Genomic DNA, 18651 nt, shown 5'->3' on the forward strand with positions numbered 1-18651 from the left:
GATCACAGGGATGCGGACTCGTCTAACCAATCGTTGATAGCTATCGGCGATGGCGAAACCCGCTTGAGATGCGAGCGCCGCCGCCGCGCCTATTCAGCCGATTGGATATGCGCTTTTGTGACAGGTCAGACGCTCCTGCGCGTTTCCATTCGGAAAACCCCTACCCCCGCTCGCCCAACTGTCCGGGACAGTCCGCAGGGACATCACGGCGCGGCCGCTAGGCTTGCCGCATGTCGTCCACATCATTACCCCGCACGTTCTACGCCCACGATTCGCGCCAGGTCGCCCCTCGCCTGCTCAACAAGGTGCTGGTCAGTGCAGACGGCCGGCGCGGCCGCATCACCGAGGTCGAGGCCTATTGCGGCAGCGAAGACCCGGCCGCGCACTCGTTCCGCGGCATGACCCCGCGCACGCAGGTGATGTTCGGCGCCCCCGGGCACCTGTATGTGTATTTCATCTACGGCATGCATTGGGCGATCAACGCCGTGTGCGGCGGTGCCCCCGGGCATGCGGTGCTGATCCGCGCACTGCAGCCACTGGCCGGGCTGGAGGCCATGCAGGCCGCGCGTGGTGGCACCGCGGCGGCCAGGCTGTTGACCACCGGCCCCGGCCGCCTGGCGCAGGCCTTCGGCGTAACCGCGGCGGACAACGGGCTGGACCTGACTGCTGCCACGGCACGCCTGTGGGTGGAGGATGACGGCATGCCGCCCCCGTCGGTGCCGTTGGCGACGCCGCGCATCGGCATCCGCAAGGCGGTCGACCTGCCCTGGCGCTGGGTGGTCCCGGACAGTGCCTATCTGTCGCGCCCGCTGCCACGCGTCACCGGCACCCGTGCGCCGATGGCGGGCGACTGAGCCAGCCACTGCTCCATCGGCGTCGGCTCGGCGGCACCAGGCCCGCGTTGCAGCAGGCGCAAGGCCTGCCCGGACTGTTCCGGCGTGAGTTCCTGCAGTGGCTGGAAACGGTCTGCCGCCCACACCGCCATCGGCAGGCCATCGAGCGAGGCCACGCGGTTGCCGGGTACCCGCGCGACGCGTTCGCCGGGCAGCAGGCTGCCCAGCAGATTGGCCGGGTCGCTGGCGCTCACGCAGACCCACTGCTGCTGCGGCGCCTGCGCCCGCACGCGGCGCAGCGCCGCAATCGCCTCCGGCAACGCGAACTGTTCGCCGGACAGGCCGGCAATGAAGCGGCCACCACGGATCTCGCCACGCGCTTCCAGGCGCTGGTACATGCGTAGCAATTCGCGCCACGGCGGCAACCACGCCGCCTCGCGCTCGAGCAGCCGCCAGCAGACCACGCCGTAGCGGCGCAGCAGCGTGCGCGCCACGTGTTCGAGCATCTCCTGATGCCGCTCGCCGGCCTCGGCCAGCGGCAACTCCGCAGGCGCGCGGACCGGCGCCCAACGGCCGGCATCGCGGATGCCCAGCGCACTGGCGCGACGCCGCTGGCGCGACAGTGCCGACGGCCGCTTGGAGGCCGGCACCAGGAGCGCGCGCAGCCCGGCATAACTGTCGCAATGCACGCGGCCGCGCATCACCAGTTCGCTCAAGGCATCTTCCAGCTCGGTGCTCATCAGATGCGCGGCATCGGCAATTTCGTCGAAGAACAGCGCGCCCTGCTGCTGCAGGACATCCACCACCCGCTGCGCGCGCGAACCCAACGGCTCGTCGTCGGCCGCTCGTGCCAACCCGCTCCAGCGTTGCGCCTCACGGCGCGGCAGCAGCACGATGGGCGTGGCCCGCAGCGCGGCGCCGCTGCGCCCGCCGCCGGGCCGCAAGCGCGCCCACACGGTGCGCCCGGCGGTGCACAGCTCGTCCAGCCAGGCCGGCTGGTAGTCGCGCACGCGCGCCGGCAGCAATTCGCCTTCCCACAGCACGGCCGGCGCTTCGAACCCTTCCAGTTGCCCTACAACGCCCGCCAGCGCGTCCGGGCCCGCGACCCGGCTGGCGCTGTCCAGATGCTGCCATTCGAACAGGAAGCGGGCGTAGTCGCGCTGCGAGACCGGCTCGATCTCGCGTCGCAACCGCCCCAGCGTGTAGCGATGGATGCGCGCCAGCAGGTGCCGCTCGCACCACTCCTCCGATGCCGCCTGCGCACTGAACTGCCCGGCCATGACATAGCCTTCGCGCTGCAAGGCCAGCAGCGCCAGGGCGATTTCCTCCTCGGGCAGGCGCAGGGCGCCGGCGAGCCCGCCCACCTGCGCAGGGCCCACAGCCGACAGCCGCCCGCGCAACAGCTCGCGTACTGCACGGTCGCGTTCCCAGTCGGGCACCCGGCAATCGGCGGGCACCTGCAATGGCGGTTGCGCCACGGCGCCTGCATACAGCGGCATGAACCACTCGATGCGCTCGGCGCTGATCCACAGCGCGGGCGCAGCGTCGATGATCAGGCAGCTGGCGCGGCCGGCGGCGGCCAGCGCGGTCAACCAGGCCTGCCACTGCGCATCGGTCGCCTCGTCCACCGGCAGCACGCCCAGCCCGACCAGCGCCTCGTGCATCTCTTCGGCATCGCGCGGTTGCGGCCATGCTTCTTCGCGGACCGATGCGATGGCCTGCGGGTCCAGGCGCCCCAGATCGTCGCTGCTCTGCGGCGTGTAGCGCCGGCCCTGTACCGCCTGGGTGCGCCGCTCTTCCAGCGGCGCATCGTCCAGAAACGCGTACGGACGCGCGTTCAACGCTTCCGCCGCCAGTGGCGACGGTGCGGCCAGATCACGCGCCACCAAGCGGATGGCTCCCGATTCCAGCCCGCGCAGTAGCTGCAACCACCCCTCGCTATCCATCGCCTGATGCAGGCAGTCCTCCAGCGTCTGCGTCACCAGCGGGTGGTCCGGCACCTCGCGCTCGCCTGCCAGGTTTTCCGCGCAGGCGACCTGATCCGGAAATACGGTAGCCAGCAGGTCTTCGGACTTCATGCGTTGCAACTGCGGGGCCACCTTGTTGCCGCCGGTGAACCGCGGCAGCGCCATCGCATTGGTGGCGTTCCAGCGCCAGCGCACGCCGAACAACGGCGCATCCAGCAGTGCCTGGATCAAGACATGCTCGGCCGACGACGAATGCAGGTAACGCGCAACCTCTTCCAGGGCAAAACTATGACTGGTGGACAGCGACAGCACGATGGCGTCTTCGGTCGCTGCGGCCTGCAGCTCGAAGTTGAAGGTGCGGCAAAAGCGCTTGCGCAGTGCCAGGCCCCAGGCGCGGTTGATGCGGCTGCCGTACGGCGAATGGATCACCAACTGGGTGCCGCCGCTGGCATCGAAGAATCGCTCCATCACCAGGCACTGCTGGGTGGGCATGGCGCCCAGCGCGGTGCACGCCTGGGCAAGGTAGTCCACCAGTTGCTGCGCCGCCTCGGCAGACAGCGCCAACGTCTCGCACAGCCAGTCACGCGCGCGCTGATGCGGGGCAGTGTCCAGCCGCGCCGCGATCTCGCCACGCAGGCGCGACACCGCCGCCGACAACTCATCGCTGCGGCCGGGCGCCTCGCCCAACCAGAACGGAATATTGGGTGGCGCCCCCCGGGCATCCTCCACCCGCACGCGGCCTGCATCCACACGCAGGATGCGGTAGCTGGCATTGCCGAGCTGGAACACATCGCCGGTGAGGCTTTCCACTGCGAAATCTTCGTTCACCGTGCCGATCTTCTCGGCCTGAGGCTCCAGCACCACGCTGTAATCGCCGGTTTCCGGAATGGTGCCGCCGGAGGTCAGCGCCGTCATGCGCGCGCCGCGACGTGCGTGCAGCCGACGATGCACCGCGTCGCGATGCAGATAGCCGGCGCGCGGGCCCAGCCGGGTGCTGAAACCCTCGCACAGCATCCGCACCACGCTGTCGAAGGTGGCGCGGCTCAGCCGAGCGAACGGCCAGGCGCGGCGCATCAGCGCAAACAGCGCATCCTCGTCCCAGTCCTCGCATGCCGCTTCGGCCACGATCTGCTGCGCAAGCACATCGACCGGTGCCAGCGGAATGCGCAAGGCATCCAGTTCGCCGCGGCGCACGCTGTCCAGCAAGGCAGCGCATTCGACCAGCTCGTCGCGGGTCTGCGGAAACAGCCGCGCCTTCGGGGTGCCGCCGACCTTGTGCCCGGAGCGGCCCGCACGCTGCAGGAACGTGGCGATCGAGCGTGGCGAGCCGAGCTGACACACCAGATCGACATCGCCGATATCCAGCCCCAGCTCCAGCGAGGCGGTCGCCACCAGCACGGTGAGATCGCCGGCCTTGAGGCGCTGCTCGGCCAGCAGGCGCGTCTCGCGCGACAGACTGCCGTGATGCGCGGCGACCCGCTGCTTGCCCAGCAGATCGCCCAGGTGCCGCGCCGCACGCTCGGCCATGCGCCGCGTGTTGACGAACACCAGCGTGGTGCGATGCCGCTGCGCCAGCGCAGCCACTTCGGCATAGACCTGCAGCCATTGGTCGTTGGACATCACCACGCTCAGCGGGGTCGGCGGCAACCCCAGCGCCAGATCGCGCGCGCGCGTGTAGCCGATGTCCACGATCTCGCAGGGCGGCGGCGCGCCGTCTTCGCCAACGCCAACCAGGAACTGCGCCACCGTCTCGATCGGCTTCTGGGTGGCCGACAGCCCAACCCGCGTGATCGGCCGCTCGGCCAACCGCTGCAGCCGCTCCAGTGTCACGCTCAGGTGACTGCCGCGCTTGTCCGCGGCAACCGCATGAATTTCATCGACGATGACGGTCCGCACATGCCGCAGCGCGTTGCGGCCGGAGGCCGACCCCAACAGTACGTACAGCGACTCCGGCGTGGTCACCAGGATATGCGGCGGCACGCGCCGCGCCTGCGCCCGCTCGCGTTGCGGTGTATCACCGGTACGCACCGCCGTGCGTACCGGCACATCCGGCAGGCCACTGGCGGCCAGCGCCGCGCGGATGCCCTGCAACGGCGCCTCCAGATTGAGATGGATATCGTTGGACAACGCCTTCAGCGGCGACACATAGACCACGCGGGTCTCATCGGGCAGCATTCCGCCATGCTCGAGTCCGTCGCGGATCAATGCATTGATGGCCGCGAAGAAGGCAGTGAGCGTCTTGCCCGAGCCGGTCGGCGCGGCCACCAGCGTATGCCGCCCGGCCTGGATTGCCGGCCATGCGGCGATCTGCGCAGGCGTGGGCGCAGCGAAGGTCTGCGCAAACCACGCAGCGACAACGGGATGGAATTGCTGCAGAACAGGATGCATGGGCAGTGCCCGACGCCACCACGGCAACCGGCCGCGCGGCGATCGGATTCAACTCGGCGGGACTGCACTGGATGGGGGTGCGATGCCGTGCATGCAAGCCTGACCCACGCAAGGGTGTGAACGGTTTAGTGCGGTTGTGTCCTGCACCGACAGTCGATCGCTTGCGCAAGGCTTTCAGGACCTCATGCCGAACGCGCGGACAAGCGCGCCGTCCAAGTCGTCGCGTCCTCGCACCTGCAACGCGGCGGCACCACTGGATTGTCGTCCAGCCGCCCGCCATGGCACATTGGCTGCCATGCCCAGTCTCATTCTCTTCATGATTGCCGGCGCCGCGCTGTTCGCGTTCTGGAACTCCTCGCGCGCCGCTGCCGAACGTGCCGATATCCTCGGCCGCAATGCCTGCCGCGCCGCCGATGTGCAGTGGCTGGATCAGAGCGTGCACTCCACCAACATCCGCATCTGCAGAATGCCCAACGGATGGCTCGGCTTCGAGCGCACCTTCCGCTTCGAATATTCCTACGATGGAGCGGACCGCCACAGCGGCAAGCTGGTGCTGCGCGGCGACCAGCTGATCGCCTTTACCGGTCCGCAGGTCGCCACCGTGCGGGCGCTGCATCCGGAGCAGGAGCGGCTGGAATGATGCGCCGTGACCGCTGCGCGCATCCTTCCACGTAGCGACACCTGACACCGCGACGACACGTCGGAAACCCGCGCCGCTGCAGTTGCCCGGTCGGTCTCATTGCGCCAGCCAGCACGGCGTACGGAACGGTTCGACCAATTGGCCGCGAGCTCACCGGCAGTGGATGGTATCCGTCTCCCCCCCTCAATCAGGGCAGCTCTACCCCGTCTCCCGGCGCAGATGCGGTCGATGCGTCCGCGCGCATGCGTACCGCGAATCGTACGCCCGGCACGCGTCAACCGGCGCGATATGCCGTCGCTCTCGATGCCGAAGAGGCACGCGGCAGCGGGCGTATCGGTGTGACTGCGCGCACCAGACACGCCGCGCCTTCGATGACGCGCTAGATGACGTAATGATCACGGCAACCGCACGTGCCGGAGGCATCCGCTGCATCGTGCGCGATGTGACGGACGCGCTCCACCGGGACTGGAACGTGACCGTCGGCAAGCCTACTTGACCACGCGCAGATGCGGGCGCTTGCCGCCGCTGGGCGGCTCGTCCGGCGCCGGTGCGCTCGGCGGCGGTGTACCGGGATCCGGCGGCTCGCTGCTGGTGCCGGGGATGTCGTCCGGCAACGCCATGCCCTGCCCGGTTTCGCGTGCATACACTGCCAATACCGCAGCCATCGGCACCATCACCGGATAGCTGACGCCGCCGAAGCGCGCAGTGAAGCTAACACTGTCGTTGTCGACCTGCAGGCCGACGACGGCACGCTCGGCGATGTTCAACACGACCCGGCCGTCCTTGACGGCACTTGCCGGCACCTGCACGCCAGGCAGTCCTGCGTCCACCAGAACGTGCGGCGTCATGCCGTTGTCGTTGATCCATTCGACCAAGGCCCGCAACAGGTACGGGCGATGGCTGGTCATGCGGGGGAAATCTTCGCTCATGGCGTCATTTTACCCGGACACGACCCGCAACGGCGGCGAGCGGATCGCAAGTCGGTCTGTTGGCATACAGCCGTCGCATCAGCCCGGCAGGTCGCGCAGCTTCTTTTCCTGCTCGGTGAGGCTGCGAATGAAACCGGGATTGCGGAAGATCCGGTTGCCATAGTCCTCGATGGCCTTGCCATCCTTGGGCAGGCCGATCTCCAACGCATCCAGTCGCCAGATGATCGGCGCCATCGCGCAATCGGCCAGACTCATTTCCGGATTGAGGAAGAACTTGCTGGCCTTGAACAGCGGCACCGACGCTGTCAGCAACTCCTTCAGACGCTTGCGGCCGGCTTCGGCCTGGGTCTTGTTGCCGAGCTGGATCGCCTGCACCTGTGGCACCCAATCGTGTTCGATGCGCAGCATCGCCAGGCGCAGGCGCGCGCGCGACAACGGATCGACCGGCATCAGTGGCGGATGCGGATAACGCTCATCCAGGTACTCGCTGACCACCGAGGCCGCGTACAGCACCAGATCACGCTCGACCAGGGTTGGCACCGAATGATAGGGATTGAGATCGATCAGATCCTCGGGAGGATTTTGCGGGTCGACCGGCACCAGGTCGTAGGTCACCCCTTTCGCCGCCAGGACCAGACGGACCCGGTGGCACAACACGTCGTCGTTGGACGAAAACAAAGTCAAGGTATTCCGCATACGCACACTCGTCGCCATTCAAGGCTCTCCGACGACCGGAATCCGCCGGCCGCATCGGCGCGGCCGGCCCAACGCCGACCGTCACCACGGTCTATCGAGTGTGCAATCACGTCACGCAAAAGCCAAGAGTGCTAGGGCGCATTGACACCTGGGCAGCAGGTGATGTTGCGGGTCAGTCAGGGATGGAGAGCGTGGCCTGACGGCTCGACCCAGCGTCGGCGACGTGCGCCTCGTCCAGCGTCCACGGAGGCTGGCAGCTGGATGGGCATCGACGTCGGTGTGCCGTGTATCGATGCTGTTTGACCGTTGCATGACGCGATCAGGACGCACGGTGTGCCAGCTGGCGTGTTGATGCGGGGCCGGGTCGGCCAATGCGATGGCCAGTCGACGGTTCGGGCTGCAACGACTGCAACAACAGCAACAACTGCGCCCACGAGGAGTGCGGCCCCAGGTCTGGTGAAGGGGCTGCGTGCGCTGTCAAGCGCGACTTGGCGCGTTGGGCCTGCGCAATCGTGTGCCTGTGTTCAATGGCGTGTGCCACGCAGCATCTCGAAGGATGCTGGTGACCGATAGGCTGAGTGCGCTTGTTCGCGAGCGCCATGCTCCACTTGCGCGCCGTACCCTCACCCCAACCCCTCTCCCGCCGGGAGAGGGGGCGCCTGGCTTTGCTGCCTGGCTTTGCTGCCTGCTTACTGTCGGATCAATACGCGTGCGGTCCGTTCAATGCACGTCCTTCCAATATTCCTTCTTCAGCAGGTAGGCGATGAAGGTCAGCAGGGCCAGGAACAGGATCACCCACACGCCCATGCTCTGCCGCTTCAACGCGGCAGGTTCGCCCGCGTATTCGAGGAAGTTGGCGATATCGCGCACGGTCTGGTCGAATTCCACCGGCGTCTGCCGCCCTGGCTGCCCGAGCTTGAGCGCTTCGACCGGTTTGTCGCCGGTGGCCTTGTCGGCCGGGCCGAACTGCGCCTGTTGCAGACCTTGCAGCTCCCACAGCGGATTGGGCATCGAGGCGTTGGGGAACAACTGGTTGTTCCAGCCCAGCGGGCGGGTCTGATCCAGATAGAACGACTTCAGATAGGTGTAGACCCAGTCGGTACCGCGCACGCGGGCAATCAAGGTCAGGTCCGGTGGCGCCTTGCCGAACCACTTGGTGGCCGCATCGTGCGGCATGGTGCCCTCGATGTGCTCGCCGATCTTGGCACCGGTGAAGTTGAGGTTGCTCATGACCTCCGCTTCGCTCAAACCAAGATCGCTGGCCATGCGCGAATAACGCAGGTACTTCAACGAGTGGCAGCCGGAGCAGTAATTCATGAACAGCTGCGCACCGCGCTGCAGCGACGCGCGGTCGCCCAGGTCGTTGCCGGCCTGCTGCACCTTGCCACCCTCGGCGGCGACCGCACCCGCCGCCAGCGTCAGACCGCACAGCATCGCGACCACGCGCGACGTCCATGACCTCACGTTGGAATTAGTCATGGGTGGTCACCCGCTCCGGAACCGGCTTGGTCTTGTCCAGCCGCGTCCACACCGGCATGGTGATGAAAAAGGCGAAATACAGGAAGGTCAGCACCCGCCCGACATAGGTCTCATGCGCGTCGGTGCCGGGACCGGAGCCGATCACGCCCAGCCACACGAAGCACACCACCAGCACGCCCAACGCCACCTTGGAAATCCAGCCGCGATAGCGCACCGAGCGCACCTTGGCGCGGTCCAGCCACGGCACCAGGAACAGGATGGCGATCGCCGAGAACATCACCAGCACACCGCCCAGTTTGTTGGGCACCACGCGCAACATGGCGTAGTACGGCGTGTAGTACCACACCGGCTTGATGTGCTCCGGCGTCACCAGCCGGTTGGCCTCGGTGAAGTTGTCGTGTTCCAGGAACAGGCCGCCGAAGGCCGGCGCGAAGAAGATGATGAAGGCGGCGATGAGCAGCAGGAACCCGACCCCGACCAGATCCTTGACCGTGTAGTACGGATGGAACGGAATGCCGTCGGCGGGCTTGTGCGCATCCCAGCGATTGCCCTTCGGTCCTTTCTTGATGTCCACGCCATCGGGGTTGTTGGAACCCACTTCATGCAGCGCGCCGATATGCAGCACGATCAGCAGCAACAGCACCAGCGGCAACGCGATCACGTGCAGCGCAAAGAAGCGGTTGAGCGTGGCATCGCCGGGCAGGTAGTCGCCCATGATCCATTCGGTCAGCCCATTGCCGATGACCGGAATGGCGCCGAACAGCGAGATGATGACCTTCGCGCCCCAGAACGACATCTGCCCCCATGGCAACACGTAGCCCATGAAGGCTTCGGCCATCAGCACCAGGTAGATCAGCATGCCCAGGATCCACACCAGCTCGCGCGGCTTCTGGTAGCTGCCGTACATCAGGCCGCGGAACATGTGCAGATACACCACGATGAAGAACAGCGAAGCGCCGGTGCTGTGCATGTAGCGGATCAGCCAGCCCCACTCCACGTCGCGCATGATGTATTCGATCGAGGCGAATGCATCGGCGGCGCTGGTCTTGTAGTGCATCGTCAGGAAGATGCCGGTGACGATCTGGTTGACCAGCACCACGATGGCCAGCGAGCCGAAGTAGTACCAGAGGTTGAAGTTCTTCGGCGCGTAGTACTCGCTGATGTGCTTGCGGTACATGGGCATGAGCCCGGGCGCGCGTTCGTTGACCCAATCGAACACGCCGTTGGCAGTACGGACCAGGATATTGCTCATCAGGCAGCCCCCGTGCTTTTCGCCGACGAGCCGGCACCGTCCGGATCGACGCCAATCACCAGGGTGTTGTCGTCCACGTAATGGTGTGGGGGCACCAGCAGATTGATCGGTGCGGGCACGCCGTCGAAGACGCGGCCCGACATGTCGAAGCGCGACTTGTGGCAGGGACAGAAGTAACCGCCCTTCCACTGTGGGTCGTAGGGCTCGGGGCGGATCTCGGCCACCATTTCCGGCGAGCAACCCAGATGCGTGCACAGCCCCACCAGCACCGAGATGTCGGATTTGATCGAGCGGTATTCCGGGTTTTTCAGCACGTATTCCGGCTGCTGGTCCTTGTTCTCGGACTTGGGGTCCTTGAGCCGGCCGTCCAGCGATGGCAATGCGTCGAGCATCGCCTTGGAGCGTTTGACGATCCAGATGGGCTGACCGCGCCATTCCAGGACCAGCCGTTGCCCTTCCTGCAAGGCGCTGATGTCGGCGGTCACCGGTGCGCCGGCCAACTTGGCGCGTGCACTGGGGTTCCACGACTTCACGAACGGAACTGCGACAAATCCTGCTCCGACCGCACCGACCACGGCTGTTGTCGCGGTCAAAAACCGACGACGCCCGGTATCGGCAGGTGCGTTAACCCCATCGTTGGCCATCCGGCTCTCCGATCTTGATTAGGTAGCGTGAGGCTGCCAACGGCTGGCGGGGGGTCCAGCCGTGATGAATCGACCGCAGTGTAGCGGAACGCTTAATGCACAGACAATGCAATGTACGCAGTCGGACCTGCGCGATGCAATGGCCGCTGCAGACGGCCGCGCTGCGCCCTGCGCACCCCTTGCACGACCAAGGTGCATCGCAGCGTTGTCACATATGCAAGCGGCCCACCGCGAAGCCAGTGCGCCGCACTGCCACTACATCACGACACGGGTGCGGTGCCGACCACACTGCGGACTGCGTCGCAGCATCGGCAGGCACGCGACAGCGTGCCATGCTGCATCGCAGGGTGAGCGTGCGACGTGCGCTCAGTTGGCGCTTGCGTTCTGCCCGCGATAACGGCCGGCCAGCAGGCCGACGCGTTGGACATAACGCTGGGTCTCGCTATAGGGCGGCACACCGCCGTAGCGATCCACCGCGCCTTCGCCAGCGTTGTAGCCGGCCGCCGCCAGGGTCAGATCGCCGTTGAAGCGCTTGAGCAACCACGACAGATATTGCACACCGCCGCGAATATTTTGCGATGCATCATAGGCATCGCTGACACCGAAGCGACGCGCGGTGCCGGGCATCAGCTGCATCAGCCCCTGCGCTCCGGCGCGACTGAGTGCCAACGGGTTGTAGGCCGACTCGGCATGGATGATGGCGCGCACAATCGCTTCTTCGACCCCGAATTCGCGCGCTGCCGAGGCGATCTCCTGCTGGTAGGCCGCCGTGTTGAGCCGGATCGCGCCGAAGTTGACGCCCGGCTTGGCGCCACAGGCGTAGCAGGTCTCGATGAAGCTGTAGTGGATGGTGCGCAGCCCTTCGATGCTGGCCACCTGGCGTGGGCGTGCGCTGGTGTAGTGGCGCACGCCGTCTTTCATATAGGAATAGACCTGCCCGCTGACCACCCGGCGCGGATTCACCGCTGCGGCCGGCGCGGCGGCCGGCATGAGCGATGTCGCACGCTCTGCCGGCGGACGCGGCACCGCCACCGCAGCGGTCTCGGCAGTGCGCCGTGGCGGCGGACTGATGATCGTGGCAGGCGCGCCGCTGTCGATGCTGTTGATGCTGGCAATCGGCCGCGCGGACCCGGCGGACACTTCCGGTGCCGCCAGCGATGACACTGGCGGCACGCGCCGCGCTGAACGGTCCGGCGTGTAGCTGCTGATGACGCTGCACGTCGCCCCGCTCTGGCGCTTGCTCAGGTAGCTGGTGATGCCGTCGCCGCTGACGCACTTGTACAGCGTGCCGGCGCTGACCGGCGCGGCCGACAACGTGACAAGCAACAGCCCCAGCGTTCTTGACATCCCCTTCATGCGGCGGAGTGTCCCAGCTTGCCCCAGGCTTGCCAAGGGCGTCCGCGTTCAGGCCGATAACCGGTCCAGTCGCGTCCGCAATGTCTCCAGGGCAATGCATAACGATGCGCCCACCTCGGCCGGCGCGATCGCCTCGATCGGCAAGTCGAGCAGCAGCAGGTTGGCTGCCAACGCAGGCAGGCTCGGCGCTCCCAGGCCGAGCCAGCAATGGCCTGCCCCGTCCGCTTCCAGCGCGCCCAGCCATGGCGGGATCTGCGCGGCCAGCGTTTCCAGCGATCCGGCCAAGCGGACTCGGACACGGCACGGAAATGGCGCCTCGCCGATGGCCTTGCGCAGGAGCTGCAGCGGCTCCTCCGGCAGCGCACGCGTGGCGAACCGGGCGCCGGTGGCGATGGCCTGGTCGATCCGGTCGGCGCGCAGGGTGCGCCAGTCCTGGCGCTCGCAGTCCCACGCCAGCAGGTACCAGCGCCGGCCGTAGTTGACCAGCAGCGCCGGCTCGACGCAGCGCACGATGGCCGCACCGGAGTGGCGCCGATAGTGCAGCCGCAGCGTGGCACGGTCGCGGCACGCGCCGGCCAGCAGCGCCAGCATCGCCGCGTCCACCAGGGTGCCGGCCTCGGCCAGCGGCATGCTGGCCATGGCCGCGTGCGCGGCACTGGCACGCTGGCGGCTGCGCCGCGGCAGCAACGGGTCCAGTTTGGCCAATACCCGTGCGGCGGCCGTGTCCATCCCGGCGATGGCCGGCGCTGCCGCGCGCAGTGCGATCGCCACGGTCAGCGCTTCTTCTTCCTCGAACAGGAGCGGCAAGGCGGCCGCTCCCTGCCCCAACGAATAGCCGCCGCCGCTGCCGGAGGTGGCATGCACCGGGTAACCCAGCTCGCGCAACCGCTCGATGTCGCGGCGCAGGCTGCGCGGGTGGACTTCCAGCCGTTCGGCCAGGGCCGTGCCCGGCCAGTGCCGGCCACCTTGCAGCAGGGAGAGCAGTCGCAACAGACGGGCAGCGGTCGAGGCCATGACAGCACCGTATTGCGGACGGAAACTGTCCGCAACAGCCCCCTAAGATCGGCATACCAGCCATTACTACCCAGCCGCATTCCAGGAGCCCGCAATGTCCAACGCCCGCCATATCACCCTGTTCCACAACCCCCGTTCGCGCTCGCGCGGTGTGCTGGTGCTGCTGGAAGAGCTGGGCGCCAGCTACGATGTTCGCTTCGTCGATCTGGAACACGCGCAGCAGCGCTCGCCGGAGTTCCTGGCGATCAACCCGATGGGCAAGATCCCGACCATCGTCCATGGCAGCAGCGTGGTCACCGAACAGGGCGCCATCTACCAGTACCTGGCAGAGATGTATCCGGAAGCCGGGCTGTCGCCGGCGCCAGGCGATGCCGACCGTGGCGCCTACCTGCGCTGGCTGGCGTTCTACGGCTCGGCCTTCGAGCCGGCGATCATGGATCTTGCGCTCAAGCGCGAGGCGCCACCGCGCTCGCTCTCGCCCTATGCCGACGCCGATACCGTGCTGGCGGTGGTCCATGCACAGCTGGCGCAGGGCGATTACCTGCTGGGTGCGCGCTGCAGCGCGGCCGATGTGTTGTGGGGTGGCGCACTGGGCTGGATGGTGGAATTCGGCCTGATCGACCCGCCGGCACCGACCCGTGCCTACATCGCCCGGATGGCCGCACGGCCGGCGGTGGCCCGCGCCGCAGCAGTCGACGGCCGGCCCGGTGCGGACGCTGCCTGCCCAAGCGGGTAAACTGCGCGGCTCACTCAACCCGCCTGGATTAAGCGCCATGCCCGGGACATCCGTTTCCGATCTGCCCGCGGCCACCGCCGTGGACGCCCCTGCCCTGCTGCCGTTGCCGGTCGCCCGCCCAGCGGCGCCTGCCGTGGTGCGCGGCAAGCTGTACATCAAGACCCACGGTTGCCAGATGAACGAGTACGACTCGGCCAAGATGGCCGACGTGCTCGCCGCCGCCGAAGGCCTGGAGTTGACCGACAACCCCGAAGAAGCCGACGTGGTGCTGGTCAACACCTGCTCCATCCGCGAGAAGGCACAGGAGAAGGTGTTCAGCCAGTTGGGGCGCTGGCGGCTGCTCAAGGAAAGCCGCGCCAAGGCCGGCGGTACGCCGGTGATCATCGGCGTTGGCGGGTGCGTGGCGTCGCAGGAAGGCGATGGCATCGTCAAGCGTGCGCCGTACGTGGACCTGGTGTTCGGGCCGCAGACGCTGCACCGGCTGCCGGAGCTGATCCGTGCACGGCGCGCGTCCGGCAAGTCGCAGGTGGATATCAGCTTCCCGGAGATCGAAAAGTTCGACCGCCTGCCCGAACCGCGCGCCGAGGGCCCGTCGGCGTTCGTGTCGATCATGGAAGGCTGCTCCAAGTATTGCTCGTTCTGCGTGGTGCCTTACACACGTGGCGAGGAAGTCAGCCGGCCGTTCGAGGACGTGCTGGTGGAAGTGGCGCAGCTGGCCGCGCAAGGCGTGCGCGAGATCAACCTGCTTGGCCAGAACGTCAACGCCTATCGCGGTGCCTACGGCGCCGACGCCGGCGACGCGGCGCAGTACGCCGATCTGGGTCTGTTGATTCGCACCATCGCGCAGATCGAGGGCATCGGCCGCATCCGTTTCACCACCTCGCATCCGCTGGAATTTTCCGATTCGCTGGTGGATGCCTATCGCGACGTGCCGCAGTTGGCCAACTACCTGCATCTGCCGGTGCAGGCAGGCAGCGACCGCATCCTGTCGGCGATGAAGCGCGGTTACACCGCGCTGGAATTCAAATCCAAGATCCGCAAACTGCGCGCGGTGCGTCCGGATATCTCGATCAGCTCGGACTTCATCGTCGGCTTCCCCGGCGAGACCGAAGCGGATTTCGAAAAGACCATGAAGTTGATCGAAGACGTGGGCTTCGATCAAAGCTTTTCGTTCGTGTATTCGCGTCGGCCTGGCACGCCGGCCTCGGACCTGCAGGACGACACGCCCGAAGCGGTCAAGCAGGCGCGCCTGGCCCGCTTGCAGGCGCACATCAACACGCATGCGGCGAGCATTTCGCAGTCCATGGTCGGCAGCGTGCAACGCGTGCTGGTGGAAGGCCCGTCGCGTCGCGACCCGAACGAGCTGACCGGCAAGAGCGAAAACATGCGCCCGGTGAATTTCCCCGGCCATCCGCGGCTGATCGGGCAGTTTGTCGATGTCCTGATCACCGAGGCGATGAGCAATTCGTTGCGCGGCCGCCTTCATCTGAAGGACGACGAGGCGTGATCCGATTCCGGCAGCGCAGTCGTCGCTGCCGGTCGCAGCATCGCCTGCAGCAGTGCCTCCGTCGAGCGAGCTGACCCACTTTTCTGCGCGCGCAGAAACCTGCATCCGACATTGATCGCGAGCCTGGTGATCGGCAGCGGCGCACCACATTTGCATGCGCGTACACAGTCCGGCGTGTGCCGGGCTGCGCGTGCCCCGGCACAGCGCTCCTCAGCGGGATCACGCATTGCGTACACGCCATCTTGCCTGCCCGGCGCCATGCACGCGTGGCTGGCTGCTCCGCGTGGCGTGACTACAGCCTTCGGCCGCTGGTCAAAATTTCGCCACACATCTGAGGCGCCTTGCTGCACAAGGTGCCGCCGCACTTACCCACAGGCTTTGCCGAATTCGATCCACATCGTTTGTGGACAACCGCCCGCGCACTGGCGATTTTTTCACCACCCACCTGCCAGGCCTTGTGCCAGTAGGGCTGCCGCACTCTATCCACAGGTTAGTGATGCGTGACTCCACAGCGGTTGTGGAGAACATCCCAGGCCCGCAGGCCGCCACGCTGCGCCGTCCGGTTTGTTGGTGGGATCACATGCCGCGCGCTACCCTCGTCTGCCGCCCTACCGACGCCGCCTGCGCGCGCTGTCCGATCCGACCATGAACTCACCTGCCTATCGCGACTTCACCCTGGAACCCGACGACACCGAGCGCCTGGCCAATCTTGCCGGCCCATTCGACGCGCACCTGCGCCAGATCGAACTCAAGCTGGGCGTGGAGATCGCCAACCGCGGCAATATCTTCCGCATCACCGGCCCGGAGCCGGCAATCGCCGCCGCGCAGTCGCTGCTGACCGCGCTGTATGACGAAGCGGCCTCGGTCACCTTCGACAACCACGCCATCCACCTGCGCTTGAACGATGCCAATGTCGAGCAGGTGGCCGAACGCGCGTACCAGCCGCAAGATGTGGCCATCAAGGTCAAGCGCGGCACCGTGCGTGGCCGCGGCGCCAACCAGGCCAAATACCTGCATGCGATCGCCACCCACGACATCAACTTCGGCATCGGCCCGGCCGGTACCGGCAAGACCTTTCTGGCCGTGGCCAGCGCGGTGGAAGCCCTGAACGAGTCGCGCGTGCAGCGCCTGATCCTGGTGCGCCCGGCGGTGGAAGCCGGCGAGAAGCTGGGCTTCCTGCCCGGCGACCTCAGCCAGAAGGTGGACCCGTACCTGCGGCCGCTGTACGACGCGCTCTACGAAATGCTTGGCGTGGAAAAAGTGGTCAAGCTGCTGGAGAAGAACGTCATCGAGATCGCACCGCTGGCCTACATGCGCGGCCGCACGCTCAACGATGCCTACGTGATCCTGGACGAGGCACAGAACACCACCATCGAGCAGATGAAGATGTTCCTGACCCGCCTGGGTTTTGGCTCTACTGCCGTGGTCACCGGCGACCTGACCCAGATCGACCTGCCCAAGCACGTCAAGTCCGGCCTGCGCGATGCCATCGAGGTGCTGCGTGACGTGGAAGGCGCCAGCTTCACCTTCTTCGAAGCGCGTGATGTGGTGCGCCACCCGTTGGTGCAACGCATCGTCACTGCCTACGACAAGCGCGATCAGCAGGAAAGCGCTGCCAAGGGCAATCCCGAGTGAGCAGGACAATTGCCGGCCTGATGCTGGCAATTGCAATGGCGACGCCGGCATCAGTCAACGCCAGCCAGACGCCGCTACCGCCAGAGGTCGTCGACCGCGATGTCATTCCGGCCGGCCAGGTGACGCCTCCTTGTATTTCCCTGGCTACCGAAGCTGTCAGCATCAGTGTTCCCACCGCAACGCTGCAGGCGATGGTGCCCGGGTATCCTTCGGCACGCTGGTTGCTCGATCTGCCGGGCACCGTCACCGATGCACGCGGTTGCGAAAGTTCACCGGTCGCGCATGCGCACCGCGCCAGCCAGTTGCTGATCGGCAAGTTGCTCGAAGACGGCATTGCGGCGGTCTGGTTGCACGATCAGCCCGGGTTCGTTTCAAGCGTGCGGGCGCGCGATTACAATCACGGTTGCGGGCGCGGCCCGCTTGGCAGCTCGAGTTACCGCGTGCCCAATGGGCCCACGGTGCTCCTGCTGATCACCTGCACTCGTTGATCTCTTTGCCCAGGAAGCGCTCGCCATGACCCGTGGACCCGTCCGCCTCGACGTCGCCGTCAGTTATGCGTTGCCACGCGCCGGACTGCCCTCGGCGGTGAGTTTTCGCAAGTGGGTGGCTGCCGCGCTGAAGGGCCGCATCCGCGAGGCCGATCTGGCGGTGCGCGTGGTCGACGAGAAGGAAGGCTGCTCGCTCAATCATCACTACCGCGGCAAGGACTACGCCACCAATGTATTGAGCTTTCCGGCCGAGCTGCCGGAGGGCCTGCCCAAGGGCATCAAGATGCCGCTGTTGGGCGATCTGGTGATCTGCGCGCCGGTGGTGGCGCGCGAGGCCGCCGAACAGGGCAAGTCGCTGGCTGCACACTATGCGCACCTGACCGTGCACGGCACCCTGCACCTGCTGGGCTGGGATCACGAAGACGAGAAGGAGGCCGATGCGATGGAACAGCTGGAGCGCGAAATCCTTGCCGATCTAGGCATCGACGACCCCTACGCGGGGGAGCGTTGATGCGCGCGGCCATTGCCATCGCGGGGCTGTTGCTGAGTCCGGCGACGGGCTGGGCGCAGGCCGCCCCGGTGCGTCCCGACCTGCCGGCATTGATCGAGTGCCGCCAGCGCATCGGCGATTTCAACGCGCTGGCGCCGGTGCTGGCCGACCCGCTCAAGGCGGTGGCGCTGGGCTGGACGCCGCTGGATCAGTCCAACCTGTTCATGACCGAGTACACCCTCAACACGCCGATCCGCGTGTTCGGCCACAGCACGAACCACATCGCCTTTTCCGGCGCCAGCATCATGGCGATCCTGGACCTGCCCGATCCGCGCCCGCTGGCCAGGCAGCTGCAGCTGGAACTGGGCGTGGATAACGCCGAGAAGGTCATGTACGGCCGCGAGCTGGTCAGCGAGGACACCACCAACCCCAAGACCGGCGAGGCGATGATCGAATCGGTGGTGCTGAGCGTGACCAACGTCAAATCGCACCCCGGCAAGACCGTGGTCGGCTGCGGATACAGCCTGGACCTGCCCTGAGACCTGGCCCCTGCCCGCGCATCCACAGCGTGTTAGCGGCTTCCTGCTAGACTGATCG

Annotated in this window: 15 protein-coding genes and 1 pseudogene; 8 read left to right on the forward strand and 8 right to left on the reverse strand. The window is 66.7% G+C overall.

Annotation, left to right across the window (positions count from 1 at the left end; translation table 11 throughout):
• Window positions 1-230: 230 nt before the first annotated feature.
• On the forward strand, window positions 231-854 hold the full coding sequence (locus ACCQ12_RS11420) for a DNA-3-methyladenine glycosylase (RefSeq protein WP_372381747.1): 624 nt from the start codon (window positions 231-233) through the stop codon (window positions 852-854).
• Here the strand turns inward: ACCQ12_RS11420 and ACCQ12_RS11425 are convergent.
• Window positions 794-5188, reverse strand: coding sequence for a DEAD/DEAH box helicase (locus ACCQ12_RS11425; protein WP_372381748.1), 4395 nt, complete (start codon window positions 5186-5188; stop codon window positions 794-796). The two genes, ACCQ12_RS11420 and ACCQ12_RS11425, sit on opposite strands and share 61 nt — an antisense overlap.
• A gap of 258 nt (window positions 5189-5446) precedes the next feature.
• Between ACCQ12_RS11425 and ACCQ12_RS11430 the strand changes: the two are divergent.
• A pseudogene (locus ACCQ12_RS11430) lies at window positions 5447-5828 on the forward strand (DUF3301 domain-containing protein).
• A 488-nt stretch (window positions 5829-6316) separates the two neighbouring features.
• On the opposite strand, the gene ACCQ12_RS11435 reads toward ACCQ12_RS11430, so the two are convergent.
• From ACCQ12_RS11435 to ACCQ12_RS11465, 7 genes are all read right to left on the reverse strand, one after another.
• Window positions 6317-6757, reverse strand: coding sequence for a ClpXP protease specificity-enhancing factor (locus ACCQ12_RS11435; protein WP_039407814.1), 441 nt, complete (start codon window positions 6755-6757; stop codon window positions 6317-6319).
• Window positions 6758-6835: 78 nt separating this feature from the next.
• Window positions 6836-7471: a glutathione S-transferase N-terminal domain-containing protein gene (locus tag ACCQ12_RS11440; RefSeq protein ID WP_039407816.1), complete on the reverse strand. Its 636-nt coding sequence runs from the start codon at window positions 7469-7471 to the stop codon at window positions 6836-6838.
• Window positions 7472-8173: 702 nt separating this feature from the next.
• Window positions 8174-8932 (reverse strand): cytochrome c1, encoded by a 759-nt coding sequence (locus ACCQ12_RS11445; protein ID WP_372381749.1) that lies wholly within the window; start codon window positions 8930-8932, stop codon window positions 8174-8176.
• On the reverse strand, window positions 8925-10184 hold the full coding sequence (locus ACCQ12_RS11450) for a cytochrome b (protein ID WP_104579611.1): 1260 nt from the start codon (window positions 10182-10184) through the stop codon (window positions 8925-8927). Before ACCQ12_RS11450 ends, ACCQ12_RS11445 begins: the two co-directional genes overlap by 8 nt.
• On the reverse strand, window positions 10184-10828 hold the full coding sequence (gene petA, locus ACCQ12_RS11455) for a ubiquinol-cytochrome c reductase iron-sulfur subunit (protein WP_039407822.1): 645 nt from the start codon (window positions 10826-10828) through the stop codon (window positions 10184-10186). The genes ACCQ12_RS11450 and petA overlap by 1 nt, the downstream gene beginning before the upstream one ends.
• A 366-nt stretch (window positions 10829-11194) precedes the next feature.
• Window positions 11195-12184: a lytic transglycosylase domain-containing protein gene (locus ACCQ12_RS11460; protein WP_372381750.1), complete on the reverse strand. Its 990-nt coding sequence runs from the start codon at window positions 12182-12184 to the stop codon at window positions 11195-11197.
• 48 nt (window positions 12185-12232) lie between these two features.
• The gene (locus ACCQ12_RS11465; RefSeq protein ID WP_372381751.1) at window positions 12233-13198 is read right to left on the reverse strand and encodes a helix-turn-helix transcriptional regulator; all 966 of its coding nucleotides are present in this window, start codon (window positions 13196-13198) and stop codon (window positions 12233-12235) included.
• A 94-nt stretch (window positions 13199-13292) separates the two neighbouring features.
• Between ACCQ12_RS11465 and ACCQ12_RS11470 the strand changes: the two genes are divergently transcribed.
• The 6 genes from ACCQ12_RS11470 (at window position 13293) to ACCQ12_RS11495 (ending at window position 18593) form a co-directional block, all read left to right on the forward strand.
• Window positions 13293-13934: a glutathione S-transferase family protein gene (locus ACCQ12_RS11470; RefSeq protein WP_372381752.1), complete on the forward strand. Its 642-nt coding sequence runs from the start codon at window positions 13293-13295 to the stop codon at window positions 13932-13934.
• A 37-nt stretch (window positions 13935-13971) separates the two neighbouring features.
• On the forward strand, window positions 13972-15441 hold the full coding sequence (gene miaB, locus ACCQ12_RS11475) for a tRNA (N6-isopentenyl adenosine(37)-C2)-methylthiotransferase MiaB (RefSeq protein WP_047697749.1): 1470 nt from the start codon (window positions 13972-13974) through the stop codon (window positions 15439-15441).
• Window positions 15442-16086: 645 nt separating this feature from the next.
• Entirely contained in the window at window positions 16087-17076 is a 990-nt protein-coding gene (locus tag ACCQ12_RS11480) for a PhoH family protein (protein WP_123137337.1), read from the forward strand.
• Entirely contained in the window at window positions 17073-17564 is a 492-nt protein-coding gene (locus tag ACCQ12_RS11485; RefSeq protein ID WP_166751139.1) for a hypothetical protein, read from the forward strand. Before ACCQ12_RS11480 ends, ACCQ12_RS11485 begins: the two co-directional genes overlap by 4 nt.
• Window positions 17565-17589: 25 nt before the next feature.
• The gene (ybeY, locus tag ACCQ12_RS11490; protein ID WP_047697745.1) at window positions 17590-18075 is read left to right on the forward strand and encodes an rRNA maturation RNase YbeY; all 486 of its coding nucleotides are present in this window, start codon (window positions 17590-17592) and stop codon (window positions 18073-18075) included.
• Window positions 18075-18593, forward strand: coding sequence for a hypothetical protein (locus ACCQ12_RS11495; protein WP_179453895.1), 519 nt, complete (start codon window positions 18075-18077; stop codon window positions 18591-18593). Before ybeY ends, ACCQ12_RS11495 begins: the two co-directional genes overlap by 1 nt.
• The last annotated feature ends 58 nt before the right edge of the window (window positions 18594-18651 follow it).

The organism is Xanthomonas sp. NCPPB 1068, from assembly GCF_041479385.2.
Classification (GTDB): domain Bacteria; phylum Pseudomonadota; class Gammaproteobacteria; order Xanthomonadales; family Xanthomonadaceae; genus Xanthomonas; species Xanthomonas cannabis.